The sequence below is a fragment of the Ancylobacter sp. FA202 genome, from assembly GCF_000380205.1.
In the GTDB taxonomy this organism is placed as follows: Bacteria; Pseudomonadota; Alphaproteobacteria; order Rhizobiales; family Xanthobacteraceae; genus Ancylobacter.
This window is the reverse complement of sequence record NZ_KB904818.1, coordinates 3,401,736-3,425,484: the sequence shown is the minus strand read 5'-3', so window position 1 is coordinate 3,425,484 and position 23,749 is coordinate 3,401,736. Positions and strand designations below refer to the sequence as shown.

General features: G+C 68.9%; 20 protein-coding genes. 12 read left to right on the top strand and 8 right to left on the bottom strand.

Features of this window, described 5'->3' with window-relative positions:
* The first annotated feature begins 290 nt into the window (after positions 1-290).
* Positions 291-1,670, top strand: coding sequence for a magnesium transporter (gene mgtE, locus A3M1_RS0115620; RefSeq protein WP_018389926.1), 1,380 nt, complete (start codon positions 291-293; stop codon positions 1,668-1,670).
* A gap of 196 nt (positions 1,671-1,866) precedes the next feature.
* Here mgtE and A3M1_RS0115615 read toward each other — a convergent pair whose 3' ends face one another.
* The 6 genes from A3M1_RS0115615 to A3M1_RS0115585 form a co-directional block, all read right to left on the bottom strand.
* Positions 1,867-3,198 (bottom strand): D-Ala-D-Ala carboxypeptidase family metallohydrolase, encoded by a 1,332-nt coding sequence (locus A3M1_RS0115615; RefSeq protein WP_018389925.1) that lies wholly within the window; start codon positions 3,196-3,198, stop codon positions 1,867-1,869.
* A 91-nt stretch (positions 3,199-3,289) separates the two neighbouring features.
* Complete coding sequence (locus A3M1_RS0115610; protein ID WP_018389924.1) at positions 3,290-4,093, bottom strand: formylmethanofuran dehydrogenase subunit C; 804 nt, start codon at positions 4,091-4,093, stop codon at positions 3,290-3,292.
* Positions 4,090-5,007 carry a formylmethanofuran--tetrahydromethanopterin N-formyltransferase gene (gene fhcD / locus A3M1_RS0115605; protein WP_018389923.1) on the bottom strand — a complete coding sequence of 306 codons (918 nt, stop codon included), beginning with the start codon at positions 5,005-5,007 and terminating at the stop codon, positions 4,090-4,092. Before fhcD ends, A3M1_RS0115610 begins: the two co-directional genes overlap by 4 nt.
* A 304-nt stretch (positions 5,008-5,311) precedes the next feature.
* Positions 5,312-6,979 (bottom strand): formylmethanofuran dehydrogenase subunit A, encoded by a 1,668-nt coding sequence (locus tag A3M1_RS0115595; protein WP_018389921.1) that lies wholly within the window; start codon positions 6,977-6,979, stop codon positions 5,312-5,314.
* On the bottom strand, positions 6,980-8,215 hold the full coding sequence (locus A3M1_RS0115590; protein ID WP_018389920.1) for a hypothetical protein: 1,236 nt from the start codon (positions 8,213-8,215) through the stop codon (positions 6,980-6,982).
* A gap of 18 nt (positions 8,216-8,233) precedes the next feature.
* Positions 8,234-8,614 (bottom strand): 4a-hydroxytetrahydrobiopterin dehydratase, encoded by a 381-nt coding sequence (locus A3M1_RS0115585; RefSeq protein ID WP_018389919.1) that lies wholly within the window; start codon positions 8,612-8,614, stop codon positions 8,234-8,236.
* Between the two features lie 136 nt (positions 8,615-8,750).
* Here A3M1_RS0115585 and A3M1_RS0115580 point away from each other — a divergent pair, with 136 nt between their 5' ends.
* The 6 genes from A3M1_RS0115580 (at position 8,751) to A3M1_RS0115555 (ending at position 14,620) form a co-directional block, all read left to right on the top strand.
* Entirely contained in the window at positions 8,751-9,791 is a 1,041-nt protein-coding gene (locus A3M1_RS0115580; RefSeq protein ID WP_018389918.1) for a beta-ribofuranosylaminobenzene 5'-phosphate synthase family protein, read from the top strand.
* Positions 9,792-9,880: 89 nt separating this feature from the next.
* Positions 9,881-10,777, top strand: coding sequence for an NAD(P)-dependent methylenetetrahydromethanopterin dehydrogenase (locus A3M1_RS0115575; protein WP_018389917.1), 897 nt, complete (start codon positions 9,881-9,883; stop codon positions 10,775-10,777).
* Positions 10,743-11,903, top strand: a complete 1,161-nt coding sequence (locus tag A3M1_RS0115570) for an ATP-grasp domain-containing protein (RefSeq protein ID WP_018389916.1) — start codon at positions 10,743-10,745, stop codon at positions 11,901-11,903. Before A3M1_RS0115575 ends, A3M1_RS0115570 begins: the two co-directional genes overlap by 35 nt.
* A gap of 7 nt (positions 11,904-11,910) precedes the next feature.
* On the top strand, positions 11,911-12,882 hold the full coding sequence (gene mch / locus A3M1_RS0115565) for a methenyltetrahydromethanopterin cyclohydrolase (RefSeq protein WP_018389915.1): 972 nt from the start codon (positions 11,911-11,913) through the stop codon (positions 12,880-12,882).
* Positions 12,879-13,799, top strand: coding sequence for a RimK family alpha-L-glutamate ligase (locus tag A3M1_RS0115560; RefSeq protein WP_018389914.1), 921 nt, complete (start codon positions 12,879-12,881; stop codon positions 13,797-13,799). The genes mch and A3M1_RS0115560 overlap by 4 nt, the downstream gene beginning before the upstream one ends.
* A complete protein-coding gene (locus A3M1_RS0115555; protein ID WP_018389913.1) occupies positions 13,796-14,620 on the top strand; it encodes a triphosphoribosyl-dephospho-CoA synthase in 825 nt (274 codons plus the stop codon). The genes A3M1_RS0115560 and A3M1_RS0115555 overlap by 4 nt, the downstream gene beginning before the upstream one ends.
* Here the strand turns inward: A3M1_RS0115555 and A3M1_RS0115550 are convergent.
* Complete coding sequence (locus A3M1_RS0115550; RefSeq protein ID WP_245261691.1) at positions 14,610-15,308, bottom strand: HisA/HisF-related TIM barrel protein; 699 nt, start codon at positions 15,306-15,308, stop codon at positions 14,610-14,612. The two genes, A3M1_RS0115555 and A3M1_RS0115550, sit on opposite strands and share 11 nt — an antisense overlap.
* A gap of 30 nt (positions 15,309-15,338) precedes the next feature.
* Between A3M1_RS0115550 and A3M1_RS0115545 the strand changes: the two genes are divergently transcribed.
* The 4 genes from A3M1_RS0115545 (at position 15,339) to pepN (ending at position 20,532) form a co-directional block, all read left to right on the top strand.
* Positions 15,339-16,301: an ATP-grasp domain-containing protein gene (locus A3M1_RS0115545; RefSeq protein ID WP_018389911.1), complete on the top strand. Its 963-nt coding sequence runs from the start codon at positions 15,339-15,341 to the stop codon at positions 16,299-16,301.
* A 25-nt stretch (positions 16,302-16,326) separates the two neighbouring features.
* Positions 16,327-17,370 carry a hydantoinase/oxoprolinase family protein gene (locus tag A3M1_RS0115540; RefSeq protein ID WP_018389910.1) on the top strand — a complete coding sequence of 348 codons (1,044 nt, stop codon included), beginning with the start codon at positions 16,327-16,329 and terminating at the stop codon, positions 17,368-17,370.
* 30 nt (positions 17,371-17,400) lie between these two features.
* Complete coding sequence (folB, locus tag A3M1_RS0115535) at positions 17,401-17,793, top strand: dihydroneopterin aldolase (RefSeq protein ID WP_018389909.1); 393 nt, start codon at positions 17,401-17,403, stop codon at positions 17,791-17,793.
* Between the two features lie 90 nt (positions 17,794-17,883).
* The gene (pepN, locus tag A3M1_RS0115530; protein WP_018389908.1) at positions 17,884-20,532 is read left to right on the top strand and encodes an aminopeptidase N; all 2,649 of its coding nucleotides are present in this window, start codon (positions 17,884-17,886) and stop codon (positions 20,530-20,532) included.
* Positions 20,533-20,599: 67 nt separating this feature from the next.
* On the opposite strand, the gene fae is transcribed toward pepN, so the two are convergent.
* Positions 20,600-21,139, bottom strand: a complete 540-nt coding sequence (fae, locus tag A3M1_RS0115525; protein ID WP_018389907.1) for a formaldehyde-activating enzyme — start codon at positions 21,137-21,139, stop codon at positions 20,600-20,602.
* Between the two features lie 405 nt (positions 21,140-21,544).
* Here fae and A3M1_RS0115520 point away from each other — a divergent pair, with 405 nt between their 5' ends.
* Positions 21,545-23,749, top strand: coding sequence for a PAS domain-containing sensor histidine kinase (locus A3M1_RS0115520; RefSeq protein ID WP_018389906.1), 2,205 nt, complete (start codon positions 21,545-21,547; stop codon positions 23,747-23,749).

Sequence of the window (23,749 nt, the reverse complement as noted above, 5' to 3'; positions counted from 1 at the left end):
GACTCATCCGCTGGGTCCCGGATCGCCTTCCGCTGGCGCTGCAGGCGTCCGGGACACGAGGGGCACTGCGGCGGCAATGGTCCGCCTTGACTTTACCCGCTCGCAGGTTCATTCCCCCGCCCGCCGCGTGTCACCGCGCCGCCACTGGAATACCTTAGACATGCCCAGCGACAGTACCAGTCGATTGCCCGGCCCATGGCGGCTGGCGCTGTGAACCGGCTCCGGGTCTGACCCGGCTTCGGCTCTCCGCGCCCGCCGGCTAAAGGCGGGACAGCGGAAAGAGAGCCGAAATGGACGACCGGACGGAAGACCGCCGCGACGACATCGTCGTGGACACCGCAGCCCTCGCGGCCGAGCTCGCTGAAGAGCACCCCGCCGACATTGCCGAAGCGCTTGACGAGCACGAGCCGAGGACCGCCTCCGCTCTGCTCGCCAGCCTGCCGCGCGAGCAGCAGCTGGAGGTGCTCGACGGCCCCGATGTCGACCTCACCAGCGAGCTTATCGAAGCGCTGCCGGTCGAGGAGGCGGTGCGCCTCATCTCCGACATGTCGGCCGACCGCGCGGCGGACCTCTTCCGCTGGATGGACGAGCCCGCCCGCTCGCATCTGTTCGCCCGCCTGCCGCATGAGACGCAGGCCGAATTGGGCCGCCTGCTCGCCTGGCCCGAGCACAGCGCCGGCAGCCTGATGACCACCGAATTCGTCACCGTGCCCTCGTCCTGGACGGTGGGCGAGACGCTGCGCCACATCCGCGAAATCGAGCGCACGCGCGAGACGATCTACGCGATCTATGTGCTCGATCCGGTCTCGCACAAGCTGCTGAAGGCGGTGACGCTGCGCCGTCTCATCACCGGCGAGCCCGAGCAGCCGATCCTCGACGTGGCGCCCCGGCACGACCCCATCACCACCGACCCGCTGATGGACCGCGAGGAAGTGGCCAAGCTGATCTCGAAATACGATCTGCTGGCGGTTCCGGTGGTGGATGAGAACGAGCAGGTGCTCGGCATCGTCACCGTCGACGACATGATTGACGCCATCATCGAGGAAGGCACCGAGGACGCGCAGAAATTCGGCGGCATGGAAGCGCTGGACGAGCCCTATATGGAGATCGGCTTCTTCAACATGTTGAAGAAGCGCGGCGGCTGGCTCTCCATCCTGTTCCTCGGCGAAATGCTCACCGCCAACGCCATGCAGCATTTCGAGGACGAGCTGGAGCGCGCCATCGTGCTCACCTTGTTCATCCCGCTGATCATGAGCTCGGGCGGCAATTCCGGCTCGCAGGCGACCTCGCTCATCATCCGCGCCCTGGCGCTGGGCGAAATCCAGCTGAAGGATTGGTGGCGCGTCGCCCTGCGCGAGCTGCCCTCCGGCCTTGCCCTGGGGTCGATCCTCGCCGCGCTGGGCGTCACCCGCATCACCATCTGGCAGCTCGCCGGCTTCCACGATTATGGCGAGTACTGGATGCTGGTAGCCGCGACCATCGGCGCGACGCTGATCGCCATCGTCACCTTCGGCTCGCTGATCGGCTCGATGCTGCCCTTCGTGCTGCGCCGTCTCGGCTTCGACCCGGCCAGCGCCTCGGCGCCGTTTGTCGCCACCTTCGTCGACGTGACCGGCCTGGTGATCTACTTCTCCGTGGCGCTGGTAATCCTGCGCGGCACGTTGCTTTAAAGCGGAGCAAGGTCATCCCGGCCGAGCGCAGCCAGAGCCGGGATCGCCATCGGTCAGGAAACGCGATCCCGGATCGGCCCTCTGGGCCGTCCGGGATGACGAGCCCCCGCCAGCACATCCACCCTGCCCGCGCATTCGCGTGTCGCCGACGATCCGGCATGCGCCAGCCTCTCGGGCGCCATCGCGTGCCAGGTGGTCAGAACACCCGGTCGGCCCAGGGGCCAAAATGCCGGTTCTGGCCGCGCGTATCGACATGCACGAAGGTGGGGTAGACGCCGATGCCGCCGGCGAACAGGCCCTCATTGCGCATGGCGCGCAGTTCCCGGGCCCAGTGCACCGGGCCGCGCTCGTCGCTGCAGACGAAATCGACGGCGCGGAACTGCATGTGATAGCTGGCGCTCGCCGCGCCGGGGAGGCACTGGTTGTAGTCCGGCGCGCGATAGGCGCTGACGATGCGGATGGGCGCATCGAGCCGTTGACGCAGCGCGTCCAGAACCCGCGCGGTGGGGATGATGTTCGCCCACAAATCGGGCGGCGGCGCGTGGTTCCTGCCGGCGCAGGCGCCCGACGCATTCTGCCCGCCAAGGACAAGGAACTCCTCCGGCCGGAAATGGGTGAGGACGACCTCCTTGCCCTGAAGGAAGCGCGCGAAGGGGTGCGTCTCGCCCGGCGCCGCCACGGGCGGCGCGCCGGCGGGGATTGGCGTGGCAAGGCCGTCCGCGTCGACATCGTCCACCTCGTCCGGACCCGCTTCGGCCGGCATATCGGCGACGAGGAGGATGCGCGTGTCGGCCGGCAGAATGTGAAGGATCTCCCCGCCCTCGGCGCGGATCAGGTTCAGCATCGCCTCCAGCCCCGCCGGGTCGTCCGCAGGGACCTGTTCCACCCGGAAGCTGCGCGTCGGCGGTGTCTCTCCCCGCTCGGCCAGGCTGTCCAGCGTCGACGGCGAAACCGGCGGGGCGACCGGGGGGACATTCACCGGCGCTGGGGCACCGACCGGCGTCCCGGCGCCAATGAAGCTGGCATGCCCGCCCATATAGCTCAGCGTGTAGTCCGCCGGAGGCTTCGAGCCCGGGGCGAAGCCATGATAGTGGATGTCCTTGCCCTGCCCCCACACGGCGACGGCATTGTGCACCACATGGTTGCCCCAGCTCGCCAGAGCCTTGGCCGATGAATAATGCGGGTTGAGGAAATGCCCGGCGCCCTTCACCGTGCAGGGCGCGCCGCCGGCCCGGGCCGCCAGATGCGCCTTGACGAGGCCGGAGATGACGGGGCCGGCCGGGCGCAGCCGGGTCCAGCTTCCCACGCCCTTCGGCCCGCCAATGGCGGAGAACTGGTAGCGCGCATCGACCACGGCTCCCACCGTGTCGGGAAAGCCGGCATGGGCGACACGGTTGAGGATGGTGTCGACAACGGCGGTGACACCGCCCTGCAGCGTCGCGGCCCCGTATCGCCCGAAATGCCCGACCTCGCTTGTCGCGGTGCGCGCCAGTGCATCGGCATCGGTGTCGGTAAGCACGATGTCCATGGCCCCCTCCATATTCATCGGAAGGTATAGGACCATATTACCGCCTATTCCGCAACCTTAACTTGCGTTCTGAGGCAGTGCACGCGCCATCTCAGGCGACTCCCGCCAGCACTTCGCCCTGCCCGCCTATCAGTGTGTCGCCGACGATCCGGCGCGCATGGGTCCAGCCGCTCAGCATAGCGGCAAGCTCCGGCACCCGGCGGGCGATGAGGCGCAGCGCCACCAGCTCATGCGTGCCGGTGTCGATGAAGCCCGCCGGCAGCTCGGGCACCGCGTTGACGAAGATTGTCCCGCGCTTCATGCCGCGCCCGGCCAGCGGCCCGATGCTGCCGCCAACGCTCACCGTGCCGGCGATCATGCCGGTGGCGAGGCCCTCGCCGGCATCGCCGGCAATGGTGATGAGGCCGCCACGCTGGCGCTCGGCCGCGCGCGGGCCGGCATTCCCGCCGATCTGCAGCACCCCGCCCGACAGGCCGCGCCGCGAGCCCGACCCCGCCGCGCCGGCATGCGAACCGGCATTGCCCGCGAGTTCGGTCCGCCCGCCGGACATCTCGCTGCCTAGAAAATCGCCGGCATCGCCGCCAATCCGCAGCATGCCGCCGCTCATGCCCCGCCCGGCGAAGGCGCCGACATTGCCGTCGACGATCAGCTCGCCCTTGGTCATGCCGGCGCCGACGCCGTCGAGCCTGACATCGCCGAGCTCGACCAGCAGCACGCCGTCCGGCGCGCCTTCAAGGAAGAACAGCTCGGCCAGCTTCACGCTGCGCCCGCCGCACGGCACCTCGCGGTGCTCCAGTTCGCGCAGCGAGAGCGGGCCGGTGACTTCGGGCGTCAGGCCGGAAAGGTCCACCCGCGCCTCGAAGGGCGCGCGCGGCTTGAGGGAAACCCCGGTCATGCCGTCTCTCCCGCGCCGTTCCGCATGATCTCGCGCAACTTGAAGTGGAACGGCCCGAGATTGCCGCCATAATTGCCGGCGTCGATCGCCACCACGCCGCCCTCGGCACCGATGGCGCAGACCGCCGTGATGCCAACGCGGGTCGCTTCCGCCACCGCCTCGAAGCTCACCCCGTCAATGACGATCTCCAGCACCGAGCCGACCTCGTCCGGCAGCTGGCTCGGCACCGTGCCGCGCAGTGTCGGGCAATAGGCGTCGTTGCTGGAGGCGAACAGGCCCTTATATTTCGAGCCGACCTTGGAGCCCGAGCGCACCACCCCGCCGGGGAAAGGCAGGATGATGCCCGGTACCTGCACCATGGCCGCCACTGCCGCCTCGGCGGCCCTCAAGGCCTCGCCGCGCGAGCGGGCGAGGATGAGGAAATTGCCGCCGCCGACGCCCTCGACCGAGCCGGTGTCCTCGTCGCAGACGAACTCGCCTTCCATGACAGGCAGGCGCCAGAACCTCTTGTCGCCGATCTTCTTGGAAATCTGGTGCCCGTCGGCGAAGTAGCGGATGGTCTTGGCCAGCGGCACCCGCTTGCCGGTCTCGATGCCGGCATAGCAGGCGGTGGTCGGGCAGGTGAGCACGCACTGGCCGAGGCGCAGCGGCACCACTTTCTTCAGCGAGCCGAAATCCATCGCGAAGATCAGCAGGGAAACACCCGGCCGGCCGTCCGGCGTTTCCTCGGGCGCCAGCGTGCGCTCGATCCCCGCCTCGCAGCCGCAGCCGATGACCGAGGTGGCAAAGCCGGTGGTGGTCCGCCCGGCGATCAGCGCCCATTCCGGCGTGTCGGCGGTGACGATGAGCCGTGTGCCCACCATCGGGAAGGCCTCCGCGAAAGTGTCGCGGATCTCGACGCCATTGAGGATCATCGGGCGGCCTCCGGCAGGGTCGACAACGGCGCCGCCCGGGACAACGTCATCCCCGGGCTTGGCCCGGGGATCCACGTCTTGGCCGCCACCTCGCGCTTCAGCGAAAGGCTGGGATGGCCGGGCCGACGGCACCCCTCAGACGGCTGGAGCATCCTTCGAGGCTCGCGGAGCCTGTCCTCGGGCTTGCCGGAGGCAAGACCCGTGGGCTCGCACCTCAGGATGACGTTGCTCTGGAAGAAGGACGTCATCCTGAGGTGCCCGGCAAAGCCGGGCCTCGAAGGATGTTGACTGAGAATGACACCCATCACGACGCCACCCCTTCGCATTTCAGGATGGTCGGCCCGGCGCCGCCCCGCAGCTCGCCATCGGCGATGCGGAAATGCTTCGACTTCAACCCCACCGCCTCGTCGAACCAGCGCTGCATGTCCTTGTCCACCGAGCGGTCGAATTCCGGGCGGGCGACATGGGTGGTCCCCTGCGCAAGTTCCACCACCACGCCGTCCTTCACGATCAGCCGGCCGTTCTTGAACACCATGCGCGTGGTCGAGAACATCGCCTCGCGGTCGGCATCCTCGGTGTGCACGGCGATATCCGCCACCGCGCCGGGGCCGAGATGGCCCTTGTCCTTCAGTCCGAGAATGCGGGCGGGCGCGGCGCGGGTGAGAATGGCGATCTCTTCCAGCGAATATTCACGCTTGATCTGCGCCAGCAGCGTGTGCGCCTGCGCTTGCTTGTTCAGCGTCGCCAGCTGGGCGTTGCGGAAATCGCGGTCCATCAGCAGGCGGATGAGGTGCGGATAGGTGGTGAACGGCCCGCCATTGGGATGGTCCGTGGTGAGGAAGATCCGCCAGGGGTCTTCCACCAGCAGGAACAGCTCCAGCCCGATCGCCCATTGCAGCGCGTTGACGAAGGACTTGTCCTTGTACTCGAACGGCACCACGCCGCAGGCCGCGTCCAGCTCGATATCCATGCCGATGGACTTATTCGGGCTGGCGATCGCACGATTGCGGTATTGCGACATGTAGTCGGCCGAAGCGGTAATGGTCTGGCCAAACATCACCTGCCCGACATCGACCGAGATGTTCGGGTTGGCATTCACCATTTCGGCGATGCGCGCCGCCGAGGAGGAAAAGCGCTTGTCGCCCTCGGTGCCGTAGGAATGGAACTGCAGATGGGTCAGGTGCAGCCGCCGCCCCTCGGTGGCGAGGATGGTGGCGAGCGTGGTCTCGTCATTGCCCGGCACGCCGAGATTGCAGCCATGCAGGTGGATCGGGTGCGGCAGGCCGAGTTCCGTCACCGCCCGGATCAGCGTGGTCAGCACCTTGCGCGGCGTCACCGCGTAATGCGGGTTGGCCTCGTCGAGGTCCATCTTGCGGGCGTTGAACTTGAAGGCGTTGATGCCGCCGGGATTGACGATCTTGATCGCGAAGGCCTGCGTCGCCTCGATCATCCAGCCGACATAGGCGTTCACCTGCTCCTGCCCGGCCCCGGCGGCCAGCAGGCGCTGAAAATAATCATCATTGCCCAGCACCAGATAGGCGCCGGTGTCGAGATTGGGAATATCCGCCATTTCCAGATGCGCGCCGCGCGCATTGGCGCCGACCATGGCGGGCTCGAACACCGTGGTGTAGCCGAGTTCGGCATAGCGGCAGCCGGTGGCGTGCGCGGTGGGCGCTGCCCGCCCGCCGCCGCAGCCGCAGAAATTGCCGGGCATTTCCGGGAAGGCCCGCCGGTCTTCCTGCATCAGCAGGCGGGCGAGGTTCATCTTGCCGCCGGCGATGTGGCTGTGCAGATCAATGCCGCCGGCCATGACGACCGCGCCGCCAAGGTCATATTCCGCATCGGCCTTTAGATCGGTGGCGGCGACGATGCGGCCGTCCTCGATCTCGATGTCGCGCACGGTGCCGCTGGCGACCCCGTTCTCGCCATTGGCAGGGTCGAGCACACGCCCACCCTTCAGCCGCAGTCTCATTTACCCCTCCGCTATGCGACGCACAGCCTCGGCGACGCTGGGAAGCGTCGCGACGCGCAAGGCGCCGAGCGGCAGGCTTACGATGGAATCCATGCGGAACACCGTGCCGGCATGGTCGACGCCGGGGGTGCCCACAGGGATGAAGACATCAGGTTCCTTGTCGAACACTGTGTCGGGATGGGCAAGAGCGATGATCTTGCCCCCGAAATCGGGCGGCGGCTCCGGCCGGAAGGCCGAGATCCACACCAGCACATCGGCATCCGTCAGCGCCGCCTCGGTCGCGAACAGCGTGCCGTCATGGCTGCTCGCCTGCCCCTGCACGGCGGTGCGCAGGGGATAGCCGAGCCGCCACAGCATCAGCTGGTTGACGCCGATGATGTTGTCGCGCCCGCCGAGCGGAAACACGCCGGCCCGGGTGGTGACGTTCAGCCTGTCGACCAGCGCGGTGGCCCGCTCGGCGACGAGTTCGCCATCGGCGAGGTCCGCCGCGTTCCAGGTCACGACCGCGTAATGGGCGCTGCGCAGTTCCTCGGCGAGGCCGGCCAGCGTGTCGGCATCGATGCCGCCGAAGCGGGTCCCCGGCGGGCGACGGCCGGCAATGAGGCTGCCGAGCGCCTCCAGCGCCGCCAACGCGTCGGTGCTGGCGTGGTGAACGACGTTCGCGCCGGCAAGCTGCGCGCTCGCCTTCTCCCCCGGCGCGCCGCCGAGGAAGATCACGCGGCGGTTCGAGCCGGCGAAAAGCGGGGTCGCGGGAAACAGCCGCTCGAACAGCCGGCCCCAGGTCGCGGCCGGGTCGTCGCCAACGACGAGCAGCACGTCGCAGCGGTTGCGCACCTCCGCCAGCGTGGTGGAGAGCCAGCCGGTGCGCTGGGCGGCAGCGTAGTTCCGGAACAGCCCCTCGGAAGCGTAATGGTCGAGCACCCCGCCGAAGCGGATGGCGAGATCGACCGCCGCGCCGGCACCGGCCATGTCGGCGCCGAGCCCGCCGATAACAGGCGCGCGGGCGGCCGCGAGAATGTGATGGGCTGCTTTGGCCGCATCGGCCTGACTGTTCACCTCACCGGCCACACGCGCCACCGGGTCGGCGGTATCCAGACGCCGCAGAAGCCGCGCCGCCTCGGGGCAGACGGGGGCCTTGGCACGGATATCGCGGCCCTCGACCTCGACCGTCAAATCATCGCAGCCGAGCCCGCAGAAGCCGCAGGCCACATCATGGATCGTCTGAACCTCGGCCATTGCTAATTACCTGACAAATCAGTCGTATTTGATGTAGGCGAAACGCAGGTCGCCGCGCGGCGTGCCTTCAAGCGCGCTGTCGGCCTCGGTCCCCGGCTGCCAGCCGACAACATCCTCGATCTTCTTCGCCAGCTGAAAGTCCCGCTCGGTAATGCCCTTGGCGTCGTGCGACATCAGCCGCACCTCCACCCAGGCATAGGAAGCGGTAAGGTCCGGATGGTGCCAGGCTGCCTCAGCCAGATGGCCGACAGCGTTGATCACCATCAACGTCCCCTTCCACGAAGAGGTGCGATAGGTACGCCGAATCCACCCGTCCTGCAGCTTCCACTGCGGAAGATCGACGGCGAGCCGTTCCTCCACCTCATTGTCGGTGAAGGTTTTTTTCGGGTCCAGCGCCATGTCCTGGCGTCCTCCTGGCGGCATCTGCCCGTTCTGATGCGGGCGTCATTGACTGATTCGGTAGCACGCCCGCGCCGCATCCGGCAAACGCGGAAATCATCACCCGGCTTGTCCCCGACGCCTTCCGGGCCTTACCATGGCCGCCGAGGAAACGCTGGTGAACACCACGACACGTCAATTGCAGACGGCGAAGGATGAGCTGGAGAGGTCGGTGATCCGCATCACCGCGCCGGGCCGGCTGCATCTCGGATTCCTCGATCTCGCCGGCACCCTCGGAAGGCATTTCGGCAGCCTCGGCATAACGTTGGACCGTCCCGCGACCGTGGTCCGGCTGCGCCGCGCCGACACCCTCATCGCCAGCGGGCCGGATGCCGATCGCGCCCTTGTGGCCGTTGAAAAAGCCGCCGCCCGTTTCAACCTCGACCCGCGGGTGGAGGTGACGGTGGAAGCGGCGCTGCCGCCGCATTCGGGCCTCGGCTCCGGTACCCAGCTCGGCCTCGCCGTGGCAACCGGGCTCTGCCTCGTCAACGGGCTCGACCTGTCCCCGCGCGAGATCGGCGCGGCTTTGGGTCGCGGCGCCCGCTCCGCCATCGGCATCGGCGCCTTCACCGAGGGCGGGGTGATCCTCGATGGCGGCAAGAGGCGGGGATCGGACGCACCACCCCCCATTCTTTCCCGCCTGCCCTTCCCCGAGCACTGGCGTCTGCTGCTGGTATATGACCACGGCCATCAGGGACTTAGCGGGCCGGAGGAGGTGAAGGCGATGGAGGGCCTGCCGCCTTTCGCCGACACGCTGGCCGGCCATATGTCCCGGCTCGCCGTGATGGTGGCACTCCCTGCGCTGGCGGAGCAGGATGTGGATTACTTCGCCGCCGCAGTAGGCGAAATGCAGCGACTGCTCGGAGAGCACTATGCGAGTGCCCAGGGCGGCCGCTATACAAGTGCTTCCGTCGCCGAGGTGATGGAGTGGCTGGAGGCGCGCGGCCTGCGCGGCCTCGGCCAGAGTTCCTGGGGTCCCACGGGTTTTGCCATTGTCGGCAGCCCCGAGGAGGCCGACCAGCTTCTCAGCGAGGCCCGGAGCCGCTTCGGCGACCGGCCCGCTCTGGCTTTCGACTGCGCGCGCGGCAGCAATGCCGGGGCGCGGATCGAATGGCTTGCCTGCGTCGAGCAGTGCTAGCGACGGTTTTGGCGTCCCGCCCGCGTCGCTCCCTTCATCTTCCGTATGAGAGGCCGCAAGGCCCGATTCTGACCTAGGGAACGCACGCCATGGCGGACATCGCCCCCATTCTCCACATCATCTCGCCACTTCGCCACGTCAGCCCGTTCGACGTCAACATGGCGGTCGATGCCGGCTACACCACCATCCTCCCCTATTCCGGGGTGACGCTCGACGAGGTCGGCGACCTGACGCAGGACATGATGTTCTCGCGCCATCCCGACGCCGCCCCGCGCACCGGCCTGTTCATCGGCGGCAAGGATGCGGGCCTCGCGCTCGACATGGCCAACAAGGCGAAGAGCGTGCTGTTCCCGCCCTTCGAGATTTCCATCTTCGTCGACCCGGCCGGCTCCTTCACCACCGCCGCCGCCATGGTGGCGGAAGTCGAGCTGAAGCTGCGCCCCTCCCGCCCCGAGGGGCTCAAGGGCGTGAAGGTGCAGGTCTATGGCGCCACCGGCGTGGTCGGCGGCATCGCTGGCGTGATCGCGGCGCAGGCGGGCGCAGAGGTGACGCTGGTCAGCCACCGCGACATCGAGGCGGTCGAAGCCAAGGCCCGCGACTTCAAGCAGCGCTTCGGCGTCGACCTCGCCAGCGCCACTGGCAAGAACGAAGACGACAAGCGCGCACTGGTCGCGGATGTCGAAGTGGTGCTGGCCTGTGGCCGGGCGGGGGTGGAAATCCTCTCCGCCGATGTGCTGGCCGAGGCGAAGCACCTCAAGGTCGCGGCCGATGTCAACGCCGTGCCGCCCGCAGGCATCGCCGGCATCGACGCCCATGCCAATGGCAAGCCGCTGGCCCATGGCGCGCTCGGCATCGGCGCGCTGACCATCGGCCATCTCAAATACCGCGTGCAGCATGAACTTCTCCAGCGCATGCGCGTCGCGCCCTCGGCGATGACCATCGGGTTTGAAGATGCCTTCGTCCTCGCGCGATCCCTCACGGCCTGAGGACGGGTTCGATGTCGTCCTTGCCGGCATCGCCGCGCGTGGGCTGGCCGCCAGCGCCCGCCGCGCCGGCCTGCGCGCCCTTGTCCTCGACCTGTTCGCGGACGAGGATACGCGCGCATTGGCGTCGCATGCCGTCCAGCTGCGCCGCCGCGACGGCTTCGCCCTCGACCCGGACGATCTCCTCGAACAGCTGGGCCGCCATGCCGGGGCGGATGTCCAGCTCGTGCTCGGCACCGGCTTCGAGGACGCACCGGAGATTGTCGCCCAGCTGGCGGCGCGCTTTCGTCTCGTGGGCAGCGGTGCGGACACCCTCGCCCGGCTCAAGGACCCCGTCCTCTTCGCCCGGCAATTGGCCGCTCTCGGCATTCCCCATCCCCGGCTCTTTGCCGGAGAGGCGCCGGAGGATGCGCGTGCGCTGGAAAAGCGCGTCGGCGGCTCGGGTGGCGGGCATGTCCGCCCGGCGCGGCGGGCGCGCGGCGCGGGCTGGTATCTGCAGGAGTTCGTGGAAGGGCGCAGCGTCTCCGCCCTGTTTCTCGGCAATGGCGAAGGGGCCCACCTCCTCGCCTTCTCCGAGCAATGGTGCGACGCGAGCGACGACGCCCCGTTCCGCTATGGCGGCTGCGCCGGGCCTGTCGCCCTGGAGGACGCGCGCGTCCGGCAGGTCGCCGACGCTCTCTCCAGGCTTACCGGAGCCGTCGGCCTCAGGGGTCTCGCCAGCGCCGATCTCATCCTCCACGAAGAAGGCTGGCACCTCATCGAGGTCAATCCCCGGCCGGGCGCGACGCTGGACATCTTCGACGCTCCCCCGCTGCCGCCCCTGTTGCGACTTCACCTCGACGCCTGCGCGGGCCGATTGCCGGAGCTCCCGCTCCTTGTCCCCGGCGCGAACGTGGAGGCCCGGGCCGCCGGCCTATTTTACGCACCCGCCGCCATCGTGCTGAGGGACGCGCTGCCCGACTGGACAGCCGACCGTCCCGCCCCAGGCACGCGCATCGCGGCGGGCGAACCCGTCTGCACGGTGCGGGCGGCCGGGCGCGACATTGCCGAAGCCCGCGCCGTTCTGGCGCGGCGCATGGATCATCTTTCGCGCGCGCTGAGCACAGCCAGCCGCGCAGCTGCGGAGTAACTCTCCCATGGCGGACCTTATTCTGGACGGGCTGAAGCCGAGCGTTGCGGCGCTTGCGGCGCCCCTCGTCGACCATCTCGTCGCCAACGCCACCACGCTGCGGCTCGGCATCAGCAAAAGCCCCTGCGGCGCCCTCCTGGTCGATGCCGGCATCGCCGCGCGCGGCGGGCTGGAAGCGGGCCGGCGCATCGCCGAAATCTGCCTCGGCGGCCTCGGCGCGGTCGGCCTTTCCACCAGCGGGCGTTTTCCGCGCTGGGGCACGATGGTGACGGTGACGACCGCCGATCCGGTCATCGCCTGCCTCGGTAGCCAGTATGCCGGCTGGAGCCTGGCGGAAGGCGATTTCTTCGCTCTCGGCTCGGGCCCGGCCCGCGCGCTGTGGGGGAAGGAAGCTCTGTTCGAGGAACTCGGCTATCGCGACAGCGCCGACCAGGCCTGCCTGGTGCTCGAAGTCGATAAGCTGCCCCCGGACGTTCTGGTCGCCCGCATCGCCGAGGAATGCGGCATCGCGCCGGAGAAGCTGACACTGATCCTCACCCCCACGTCGAGCCTCGCCGGCACGGTGCAGATCGTCGCCCGGGTGCTGGAAGTGGCGCTGCACAAGACGCATGCGCTGCATTTTCCGCTCGACCGCGTGGTCGATGGCATCGGCGCCTCGCCCTTGCCGCCGCCAGCGCCGGATTTCGTCGCCGCCATGGGCCGCACCAATGACGCCACCCTCTATGGCGGCGATGTGCAGCTCTTCGTCACCGGGCCGGAAGAAGAAGCGCGGGCGCTGGCCGAGGGGCTGCCGAGTTCCTCGTCGCGCGACCATGGCCGCACCTTCGCGGAGATCTTCACCGCCTATAAGGGCGATTTCTACGCCATGGACCCGATGCTGTTCAGCCCCGCCCGCGTCACGGTGACGGCGCTGGAAACCGGCCGCAGCTTCACCTTCGGCGCGTTCCATGAGGATGTTCTGGAGCGCTCCTTCGCATGAGCGTGGAACGCTCCGAGACGGTCGTCATCTTCACCGAGGATGCCGATTGGCACACACGCCGGCTGAAGGCGGCGATCGAGCGCGAGGGCTTTGCTGTCCTCGTGCTCTCCCTGAATGATTGCGGCTTCGCCATTGGCGGCACCGCGCACGGGCTGGTGCTGCCGGGCCTCGGCGACGCTCTGCCCGCCGCCGCCTTCGTCCGCCTCATCGCCAAGGGCTCGACCGAGCAGATCACCGCCCGGCTCGGCCTGCTGCACGCGCTCTCGGCGCTCGGCGTGAAGGTGATGAACGATGCCCGCGCGGTCGAGCGCTGCGTCGACAAGTCGATGACCAGCTTCCTTATCGCGCAGGCCGGCCTGCCCACCCCACGCAGCTTCGTCAGCGAGGACCGGGCGGCGATGCAGGCGCTGCTCGACGCCGCGCCGGGCGACATGGTGCTGAAGCCGCTCTTCGGGGCGCAGGGCCGGGGCATCCGTCGCCTCTCGCCCCGCACGCTGCTGCCCGAGCCGGAAAAGGTCGGCGGCCTGTATTATCTCCAGGATTTCGTCGCCGCGCCCACGGCCGAGAGCTATCAGGACTGGCGGGTCTTCGTCATTGGCGGGACAGTGGCCGGCGCGATGCTGCGCCGCTCGCCAGTGTGGATTACCAATATCCACCAGGGCGCGGTCGGCGTGCCGGCACCGTTCGACACTCGCGCCCATGATCTCGCCATCCGCGCCACGGCGGCGGTGGGCGCCGATTACGCCGGGGTGGACCTGATCGAAGACGCGAGGGGGCAGCTTCAGGTGCTGGAGGTCAATTCCATGCCGGCCTGGAAAGGCCTGCAGAAGGCGATCGAGGTCGACATCGCCGCGGCGCTGGCCCGCCATCTCGCGACCCAGCTGGCCGCGCCCCGGCGCGTGGCCGTGCCGGCATGAACGCCGACGCCATCGCCGCCGCCTTCCGCGCCGCCTGCCATGCCGAGCTCGACGCGCTGAAGGCGGGCAATGTCCACCGCTTCAGCGCCGGCCACGGCATGGAGGTGGCGCATTTCGAACGCGCGGCGCAGGCGGCGGCGCCCGCCCTCGCCGCGCCGGGAAAGCCGGTGGGCGAGCGGATCGAGGCGGCGGTGGCGGCCTCGCTGGATGCGACCGGCCTCAACACCAATCTCGGCATCATTCTCCTCTGCGCACCCCTCGCGGCGGCAGCGGAACAGCCCGGCCCGCTGCGGGAAAATCTCGACGCGGTGCTGACCGGCCTCGACATCACGGACGCGCTGGCCGCCTTCCGCGCCATCGCTGCGGCCAATCCCGGCGGTCTCGGCCGGCACGCGGGCCATGATGTGGCGGCGCCGGCCCGCATCGGGCTACGCGAGGCGATGGCGGAGGCGGCGAGCCGCGACCGCATCGCCCGGCAATATGTCAGCGGCTTCACCGATGTATTCGAGATCGGCCTCGCGCGCCTTGCCGAACTCGCCGACGCCGAGCCGGAAGCGCGCACCGAGGCGGTGCATCTCGCCTTCATGGCCGCGTTCCCGGACAGCCACATCGCCCGCAAATTCGGCGACGCCGCCGCCGAGCAGGTCCGCACTGAGGCGGCGGAACTCACGGGAACCGTGGATTTCCGCGCCACGGCCGAGAGACGCCGCGCGCCGCTGCATGCCTTCGACGCCAGCCTGAAAGCGCGCGGCCTCAACCCTGGCACCAGCGCCGATCTCACCGTGGCGACGCTGTTCGCCGCCGCGCTGCTCAGCCCATGAACGCCGCGATATCCGCCCGCGACAGCCGCCCGTCATGCAGCGCGCTCGCCAGCAAGACGCCGGCGATGCCGAGCTCGGCCAGATGATGAAGGTCGCCCACGTCGCGCACCCCACCCGCCGCATAGACGCGGCGGCCCTCCGCCCGCGCGCGAATGGCAGACAGGCGCGCCATATCGGGCCCCTGCCCGGCGCCGACCCGCGCCAGCGTCATCACGATCACCGCTTGCGGCCACAGGGCGGCGTTGTCGTGCAGCGCCAAAGGCCCGCGCGGGCCTTCCGGCCCGTAGTCGAGAGAGAGCAGCCCGGCCCCGCTCGCCAAAGCTGCCTCCGCTTCGGCGAGATCGGCGAGGCTCTCGCTGCCGATCACCGGCCGGCCCGGACCGCCTGCGACCCGGCGGGACAGCGTGGCGGGAGAGGCATCACCCGCATCCACCCACAGAGCCAGCCCGGGATGACGCGCCGCGAGGGCCTCCAGCACCGCGTCATGCCCCCCGTTGCCGGCTATGGCGTCGAGATCGGCGATATAGAGCGTGCGGAAGGCGCCGAGCGCCAGCAGCCCGTCGGCCACGTCCGGCGGGGCGGCGCTGGCGGCGAGCGGCGTCTCGATCGGACGGTAGGCCTCGCGGGCGCCGCGCCGCGCGTGGACCACCGCACCTCCCATCAGGTCGATCACGGGTATAAGTTCCACCTTCGGCGTTCCTCTCTGGCACTTCGGTAGATGTTGGTCTTTGTCGTTGAAACGGTCACGGGGGGCGGCGCCCTCGGTGCGGAACTGTCCGCCTCGCTCATAGCCGAAGGCGCGCTGATGCGCGACACGCTGATCGGCGATCTGGAGGACCTGCCGGGCGTGCGGGTCATCACCACCCATGATGCGCGCTTTCCCGCCCCGCCGCGCGGCACCAGCACGGCGCTGCGTCTCGGCGACGATCCGCGCTCGATCTGGCGGCTGATGGCGCAGGAGGCCGATGCCTGCTGGCCCATCGCGCCGGAAAGCGGGGGCGTTCTTGAAGCGCTGGTGCGCGACTTTCGCGCCCATTGCCGGCGCGTGGTGGCGCCGCAGGCCGAGACCATCGCCCTGTGCTCCAGTAAGAGCCGCACCGCGCAGGCGCTGGCGGCGGCCGGCGTCAAGGTCGTTCCCACCTGGTCGCTCGATGCGCTGCCCGAGGGCATGGACGGCACCTTCGTCGTCAAGCCGGATGACGGTGCCGGCGGGCACGGTGTCCGCATCCTCGATCACCGCCCGACGCCGCCGCTGCCGGCCGGCCATGTCGTGCAGCCCTTCATCACGGGTGAAGCCGCGAGCCTCACCTTGCTGTGCCAAAGCGGGCGCACCCATGTGCTCACCGCCAATCGCCAGCATATCGCGCGGGTGGATGGTACATTGCGCTTCACCGGCGTCACCGTCGGCGCCTTCCCGGTCGATGACGCTCTGCGCGCCTTCGGGGAGCGCGTGGGTGCGGCGCTACCGGGGCTGCACGGGCTGGTCGGCGTGGATTATATCGCTACCGCTGAGGGGCCGGTGGCGGTGGAGGTCAATCCGCGCCTCACCACCTCCTATGCCGGCCTGCGCCGGGCGTTGGCGGTCAATCCGCTCGCCTTCATGGCAGAGTTCATCCGCGATGGCGTGGTGCCGGACCTGCCGCACCTGCCGCCCGCGCTTCCTGTCGACATCGTGCCCTGAAAATGACCGTGACCAAGGATTTGCCGTGAAGAGAATTGCCCGCCTGGGATGGGATGTCGGCGGCGCCCATGTGAAGCTTGCCGCCTTCGGGCAGGATGGAAGGCTGAAAGCCGTGCGGATCGCCCCCTGCCCGGTGTGGAAGGGCGAGGAGACGCTGGCCCTCGCCCTGCGCGAATTGCGCGCCGAGTTCGAGCCCGACGTGCCCTCCGCCGTCACCATGACCGCCGAGGGCGCCGATCTCTGGCCCGACCGCCGCGCCGGGGTGATCGGCACGGCGGCGTTGCTGATGCGCGAGCTTGCCGGCGCGCCGCTGGTGCTGTTCGCCGGGCCGGAAGGCTTCGTGCCGCCCGAGCGCGCCGCCGAGCATGCCGACCACATCGCTTCGGCCAATTGGTACGCCGCCGCCGCCGTACTCTCTCATCTGCTGCCCGGCGGCATTCTCGTCGACATCGGCTCGACCACCGCCGATCTCATCCCCTTTGACAGCGGCCGGGTGACGGCGCGCGGCTTCTCCGACGCCGAGCGCCTCGCCAGCAATGAGCTGGTCTATACCGGCGCCGCCCGAACGCCGGTCATGGCGCTGGCCCATGAGGCGCCGTTCGAGGGCCGGTGGCTGCCGATGATGGCCGAGCACTTCGCCACGACGGCGGATATTCACCGCCTTACCGGCGCCCTCGCCGAGGAGGCCGACCTGCACCCGAGCGCCGATGGCGGGCCGAAGACGATCGAGGCCAGCGCCCGGCGGCTGCTGCGTATGGTGGGGCATGATTTCTCGCCGCCGCTGCTGCCCAAGGCGCAGGCCCTCGCCCGCCACCTCGCCGAGGCGCAGCTTGCCCGCATCGGGCGCGCCTTCGACTGCGTCGCCTCGGCCCAGGAGAACGGGCCCGAACTTTTGGTCGGTGCCGGCGTTGGACGGTTCATGGCGGCGCGGCTCGCCGAGCGGCGCGACCTCGCCTATCTCGACCTTGCCGACGTGCTGACCGACGACCCCGCCCTTTCCCGCCAGGCGGCGGATTGCGCGCCCGCCGTCGCGGTCGGCCTGCTCGCCGCCGCCCTCGACGCCGCCTGACCCACATTCGAACCGACCGGAACCCTGCCCATGTCCGAGCGCCCCATGGCCGAGCGCACCCAATCCGACCGCGTCTTCCTTCGCGGCGTCGAGTTGCACGCCACGCACGGCCTGCTGGAGGAAGAGGCGCGGCTTGGCCAGCGCTTCATCGTCGACATCGACTGGTGGCTGGACGCCGGCGATGCCGCCGCACACGACAATTACGCCGAGACGGTCGGCTATGAGAAAGTGTTCGAGGTCATCCACGAGGTCTCGTCCGGCCACCGTTTCCACATTCTCGAAGCCTTTGCCCAGGCGATCGCCGAAGCGGTGCTCTCCCGCTATCCCCGGGTGGAGAAGGTGCGGGTCGAGCTGCACAAGCCTTCCGCGCCGATCGCCGGCATCTTTCGCGATGCCGGGGTGGAGATCACCCGCACCCGCTGACCCACGCGGCGGGGCCGCGCCGGGGCTTCCGGTGCAGGCCCGAAGCGCTTACCTCTAGGGCCGCCGCCCGTTCTCTGCCTGGAGTCGACCATGTCGCGTGATGCCGTGCCCCCGCCTGTCCGCCTTGGCGACTACCTGCCGCCGGATTGGCTCATCGACACGGTGCATCTGGACGTGCGCCTTCACCCCACCGCCTCGCGCATCATTGCCCGGCTGGCGATGCGGCCGAATCCTGAAGGGCGCGAGGGCTCGCCCATCGTGCTCGATGGCGACGAACTCAGCCTGAAATCGCTGACGCTGGACGGCGTGCCGCTGGCCGGCACCGCCTATGTCGTCACGCCAACGGCGCTGACCCTGCTCGCCCCGCCGCAGCGGGCGCTGACGCTGGAAATCGAGACGGTGGTGAACCCCTCCGCCAACACCAAGCTGATGGGCCTCTACCGCTCCAGCGGCACCTATTGCACCCAGTGCGAGGCGGAGGGGTTCCGCCGCATCACCTATTTCCCGGACCGGCCGGACGTGCTCGCCGTCTACACCACCCGCATCGAGGCCGAGCGGGAGGAGGCGCCCGTTCTGCTCGGAAACGGCAACCCGGTGGAGAGCGGCGCGGTGGAGGGCACCAGCCGCCATTATGCGGTGTGGCACGATCCCTGGCCGAAGCCCTGCTATTTGTTCGCCCTTGTCGGCGGCCGGCTGGACCGGATCACCGAGGACTTCGTCACCGCCACCGGCAAGAAGGTCGCGCTCGGCATCTATGTCGAGCCGGGCAAGACGGAGCGGGCCGGCTACGCCATGGACGCACTCAAGCGTTCCATGCGCTGGGACGAGGAGGTGTTCGGCTGCGAGTATGATCTCGACGTGTTCAACATCGTCGCCGTGGCCGATTTCAACATGGGGGCGATGGAGAACAAGGGGCTGAACATCTTCAACGACAAATATGTCCTCGCCAGCCCCCAGACCGCGACGGACGCCGACTACGCCAATATCGAGGCGATCATCGCCCATGAATATTTCCACAACTGGACCGGCAACCGCATCACCTGCCGCGACTGGTTCCAGCTCTGCCTCAAGGAAGGCCTCACCGTCTTCCGTGACCAGGAATTCTCGGCCGACGCACGCTCGCGCCCGGTCAAGCGCATCAGCGATGTCCGGCTGCTGAAGGGCCACCAGTTTCCTGAGGATGCCGGCCCGCTGGCCCATCCCGTGCGTCCCGACAGCTACCGCGAGATCAACAATTTCTACACCGCCACCGTCTACGAGAAAGGCGCGGAAGTGGTGCGGATGCTCAAGACGCTGCTGGGCGATGAGGGCTTCCGCGCCGGCATGGACCTCTATCTCGACCGCCATGACGGCGATGCGGCGACGGTGGAGGACTTCCTCGCCTGCTTCGCCGATGCCAATGGTGTCGACCTGACCCAGTTCGCCCTGTGGTACGCCCAGTCCGGCACGCCGCAGGTCACTGTGAGCGGCTGCTGGGACGAGGCCGGGCGCAGCTATACGCTCGATGTGGTTCAGACGCTGGCGCCAACGCCGGGGCAGAGCGAGAAGCTGCCCATGGTCATCCCCCTCGCCATCGGCCTGGTCGGACCCGACGGCGCCGACATGCCGCTCACCCCGGATGACGGCAGCAATGCCGAGCGCGGCGTGCTGCTGGTCACGCAGCCGCGCCAGAGCTTCGTCTTCCGCGACATCGCCCAGCGTCCGGTGCCCTCGCTCAATCGCGGCTTCTCGGCGCCGGTGAAGCTCACCACCGACATGTCGACGGCGGATCTGCTGTTTCTGGCCCGCCATGACAGCGACCCGTTCAACCGCTTCGACGCCACCCAGACCATCGCCCTCAGTCATCTGGTGCAGGCCACCGCCGCCGCCCGTGCCGGTGCCGCGCTGCCGGCGCCGGACGCGCTGGTCGCGGCGCTCGGCGCCACGCTGGAGGATGGCACGCTGGACCCAGCCTTCGTCGCGCAGGCGCTCTCCATCCCCTCGGAGACGGACGTCGCCCGTGAGATTGGCGAGGATGTGGACCCGGACGCCATCCACCACGCCCGAACAACGCTGCGCCAGGCGGTCAGCGGGGCGCTGGCGCCGGCGCTGGCGGCAATTTATGCCCGCCACGCGCCAGCGGGGATCTATTCGCCGGACGCCGCCTCTGCCGGCCGGCGCGCGCTGCGCAACACCTGCCTCGATCTGCTCGCCGCCGGCGGCACGGAGGAGAGCCTTGCCCGGGCGCAGGCGCATTTCGAGGGCGCGGACAACATGACCGACTGCTTCTTCGCCCTCTCAGTGCTGGCTCATGCGGCGCCGCAGGCCCGCGAGGCGGCGCTGGCCGCCTTCCATGAACGGTTCCGCGAGGACCCGCTGGTGGTCGACAAATGGCTGGCGCTTCAGGCGCAGATCGCCGAACCGCAGGCGCTGGAGCGGGTGCGCGGACTCACCCAGCATCCGGCCTTCGCCTGGAGTAACCCGAACCGGGTGCGGGCGCTGATCGGCAGCTTCGCCGGGCTCAACCCTACGCAGTTTCACCGGATCGACGGCGCTGGCCATGATCTCGTCGCCGACGCGGTGATCGACATTGACGGGCGCAACCCGCAGCTCGCCGCCCGGCTGCTCGCCGCCTTCAAAAGCTGGCGCTCGCTGGAGCCGGTGCGGCGCGCCTCGGCCGAGGCGGCGCTGCGGCGCGTCGCCGAAAAGCCCGGCCTGTCGCCCGATGCGAGCGACATCGTCGGCCGCTCACTCGGCTGACCAGCGGCGCTTGCGCCTCGCGCCCGCCCTTACACGGCGAGGTGCGGCGCAAGGCAAAGGCCAGGTGTCAGTACTCGACCACGCCGTCCAGCGCGTAGTGCTTGATGGTCTTGCGGTTGGCGATCAGCTCGTCGACCGTCGGCTTGCCGGTCATGGCCCGCTCCAGCGCCAGCTTCATCGCCTCGTAATTGGTGCGGTAGAGATCGGCCTTGTCGAGATTGGCATCCTCGGCGCAGCGCGGGTCGAGCCACACCATCACGATCATGCAAAGCTCGTCAGCCTGGTCCTTCGGCAGGATGCCCTCGCTGAGCGCGTCGACGATGGCGTCGCCAATGGCGCCCTGAACCACGCCGCCGAGCAGGTCGACATATTCCAGCGTGTGGATGGTGGCCTTGGTGGTCATCATCGTCGCGGGGCGCACCTGCTGGTTCAGGTCGCGCACCACGAACATGCGGGTGTGCCCCTGCACCTGCCCCATCATCGAGGCGAAGGCATGCCCGGCGGGGCCGCGCACCGAGCCGATCAGAACCTCCGGCATCGCGTCGGTGAACTGCCCGTCGGCAGCGAGAACGGTCGCTTCGCCGGTGCGGAACCAGATGTCGCTCATGTGAACCTCTTTATTTCTGCTGCCACCCGCAAACCGGGCAAAAGCGCATAGCACCGGGGCCCGCGTGGCGTCCATGCGGCGTGGTTGTCGGCAGGCGACACTCCGCTTGTCCGGCCGCGCCACCCACCCAGGCACCCGCGCCACCTCCCCAGGTTGCTGAATCGTTAACTTGACTCCCCGGGACTCTGGACAGTGGGGGGCCATATCGATTCAAATCGGAGTGATTCGGAGAGATGCGGCACATCGCTCCTATCGGACTGGGAACGGGTTTTGGGACTTCGGGGGAGGCCGGCGATGGCGCGCGCCAACGCTGCAGGCGCGTCCGTGCGCGTACAAGCCATGCGAGGGCTTGCACGCACCGTGGCGCGACCTGCCTATCAGCGATTGGTCGACGCCGAACCCTTCATGCGCAAGGCCGTTCCGGCGCTGATCATTGCGTTCATCGCCTCGGTCGCCATTGCCGCGATCGTGCAGATCCACGCCTATCGCGCCGACGCCATCGCCAATGCCAAGGATGAGCTGGCGCTGTTCGCCGCCGCCATCGCCAGCGAGGCCGGCCGCCTGCCGGCAGGATCGACGGCGCCGGACGCGCTGCTGCAGAACAGCCTGCCGCCCCGCGCCGCCGAGGACGGGCGCCGCTACGGCCTGATCGACCCCAACGGCAAGATCCTCGCCACCCATGACGAGACGGCGACCGCCGCCGAGCAGATCGGCCAGCTCCTCGCCAATACGCAGGCACTCACCATCTTCGCCGAGAATGCCGGCGTGCTCGATGTCATCATGCCCGACGGCGCCGCGGCCCTCGCCACGGTGCGCAACCTGCCCAATGGCGCGCTGCAGCTGGTCGTGGTGCAGCCGCTCTCCGGCGCGCTGGCGACCTGGCGCTCCGACACCGTCCTCACCGTCACCCTGCTCTCCACGACAGGCGCGGTGCTGCTGATCCTCGGCTTCGCCTTCCACTGGCAGGCGACCCGCGCCCGCGAGGCCGACGGCATCTACGAGACGGTGCGCGCGCGCATCGACACGGCGCTCTCGCGCGGCCGCTGCGGCCTGTGGGACTGGGACATGGGCCGGGGGCGCATGTTCTGGTCGGATTCGATGTTCGAGATGCTCGGCCACGCCCCGCGCGAGGACCTGATCTCCTTCGGCGAAGTGGCGAGCCTCGTCCATCCCGACGACACCAATCTCTACGACATCGCCCGCGAGATCGCCGACAAGCCCGGCCGCACCATTGATCGCGTCTTCCGCATGAAGCACGCTGACGGCCACTGGGTGTGGCTGCGCGCCCGCGCCGAAGTCGTGCCCCAGCCCAATGGCGAGCCGCCGCATCTGGTCGGCATCGCGGTGGATGTCACCGAGGAGCGCCGCCTCGCCGAGCGCACCGCCACCGCCGACATGCGCCTGCGCGACGCCATCGAGAGCATTTCCGAATCCTTCGTGCTGTGGGACGCCTCGAACCGGCTGGTGCTCTGCAACTCGCGGTTCCAGTCGCTCTACGGCATTGGCGACGCCCATGTCGGGCAAGGGACGGAGTTCGAGACCATCGCCTCGCTCGCCCGCCAGCCGGTGGTCCGCATCCCGCTCCGTCCGGAAGACCGGCCGGAAGAAGGCGCGCGCGCCTTCGAGGCGCAGCTGGAAGGCGGGCGCTGGCTGAAGGTCGCCGAGCGCCGCACCAAGGATGGCGGCTACGTCTCGGTCGGTACCGACATCACCGCCCTCAAGCGCCATGAAGAGCGCCTGATGGAGAGCGAGAAGCGGCTGATGGCGCTGGTCGCCGATCTGCGCAAATCGCAGCAGACGCTGGAACTGCAGGCGCTTCAGCTCGCCGAGCTGGCGCAGAACTATGCCGACGAGAAGACCAAGGCCGAGGACGCCAACCGCGCCAAGTCCGAATTCCTCGCCAATATGAGCCATGAGCTGCGCACGCCGCTCAACGCCATCATCGGCTTCTCCGAGCTGATGGAGAGCGGCCTGTTCGGGCCGCTCGGCAATGACAAGTACAACGAGTACTGCCGCGACATCCGCGATTCCGGCCGCTATTTGCTCGACGTCATCAACGACATTCTCGACATGTCGCGCATCGAAGCCGGCCGCGTTCAGCTCAACCTCCAGCCGGTCCGGCTCGACGAGGTGGTCGCCGACGCCATCCGCGTCATGTCGGTGCGGGCCGGCGAGAAGCAGCTCACCATCGTCGACGAATCCGATGCCGCGGTGGCGGTCGAGGCCGACAAGCGGGCGCTCAAGCAGATCACGCTCAACCTGCTGTCCAACGCCATCAAGTTCACCCCCGAACAGGGCCGTATCAGCCTGCGCACGCGGCGTTCCAAGCACGCGGCGCTGCTCGTCATCGAGGACAGCGGCATCGGCATCGCCAAGAGCGCGCTGGCCAAGATCGGCCGCCCGTTCGAACAGGTGGAAAGCCAGTTCACCAAGACCCACAAGGGATCCGGTCTCGGCCTCGCCATCGCCAAGTCGCTGGTCGAGTTGCATGGCGGCTCGATGCGGATCCGCTCCTCCGAGGGGGTCGGCACCACGGTGGTGATCCGCCTGCCCTTGAACGGCCGCCCGGCCCTGCAATACCGTACCAGCCGGACCCTTCCCGCCGAGTAG

Bases quoted from the DNA above. Each gene is read 5' to 3' on its own strand.
- A3M1_RS0115610 (WP_018389924.1), bottom strand. From the start codon at position 4,093: ATGACCGGGGTTTCCCTCAAGCCGCGCGCGCCCTTCGAGGCGCGGGTG.
- A3M1_RS0115560 (WP_018389914.1), top strand. From the start codon at position 12,879: ATGAGCGTGGAACGCTCCGAGACGGTCGTCATCTTCACCGAGGATGCC.
- A3M1_RS0115585 (WP_018389919.1), bottom strand. From the start codon at position 8,614: ATGGCGCTGGACCCGAAAAAAACCTTCACCGACAATGAGGTGGAGGAA.
- A3M1_RS0115520 (WP_018389906.1), top strand. From the start codon at position 21,545: ATGCGCAAGGCCGTTCCGGCGCTGATCATTGCGTTCATCGCCTCGGTC.
- A3M1_RS0115615 (WP_018389925.1), bottom strand. From the start codon at position 3,198: ATGGACATCGTGCTTACCGACACCGATGCCGATGCACTGGCGCGCACC.
- fhcD (WP_018389923.1), bottom strand. From the start codon at position 5,007: ATGATCCTCAATGGCGTCGAGATCCGCGACACTTTCGCGGAGGCCTTC.
- A3M1_RS0115575 (WP_018389917.1), top strand. From the start codon at position 9,881: ATGGCGGACATCGCCCCCATTCTCCACATCATCTCGCCACTTCGCCAC.
- A3M1_RS0115580 (WP_018389918.1), top strand. From the start codon at position 8,751: ATGGCCGCCGAGGAAACGCTGGTGAACACCACGACACGTCAATTGCAG.
- pepN (WP_018389908.1), top strand. From the start codon at position 17,884: ATGTCGCGTGATGCCGTGCCCCCGCCTGTCCGCCTTGGCGACTACCTG.
- mch (WP_018389915.1), top strand. From the start codon at position 11,911: ATGGCGGACCTTATTCTGGACGGGCTGAAGCCGAGCGTTGCGGCGCTT.
- A3M1_RS0115590 (WP_018389920.1), bottom strand. From the start codon at position 8,215: ATGGCCGAGGTTCAGACGATCCATGATGTGGCCTGCGGCTTCTGCGGG.
- folB (WP_018389909.1), top strand. From the start codon at position 17,401: ATGTCCGAGCGCCCCATGGCCGAGCGCACCCAATCCGACCGCGTCTTC.
- A3M1_RS0115595 (WP_018389921.1), bottom strand. From the start codon at position 6,979: ATGAGACTGCGGCTGAAGGGTGGGCGTGTGCTCGACCCTGCCAATGGC.
- fae (WP_018389907.1), bottom strand. From the start codon at position 21,139: ATGAGCGACATCTGGTTCCGCACCGGCGAAGCGACCGTTCTCGCTGCC.
- A3M1_RS0115545 (WP_018389911.1), top strand. From the start codon at position 15,339: ATGTTGGTCTTTGTCGTTGAAACGGTCACGGGGGGCGGCGCCCTCGGT.
- mgtE (WP_018389926.1), top strand. From the start codon at position 291: ATGGACGACCGGACGGAAGACCGCCGCGACGACATCGTCGTGGACACC.
- A3M1_RS0115555 (WP_018389913.1), top strand. From the start codon at position 13,796: ATGAACGCCGACGCCATCGCCGCCGCCTTCCGCGCCGCCTGCCATGCC.
- A3M1_RS0115570 (WP_018389916.1), top strand. From the start codon at position 10,743: ATGCCTTCGTCCTCGCGCGATCCCTCACGGCCTGAGGACGGGTTCGAT.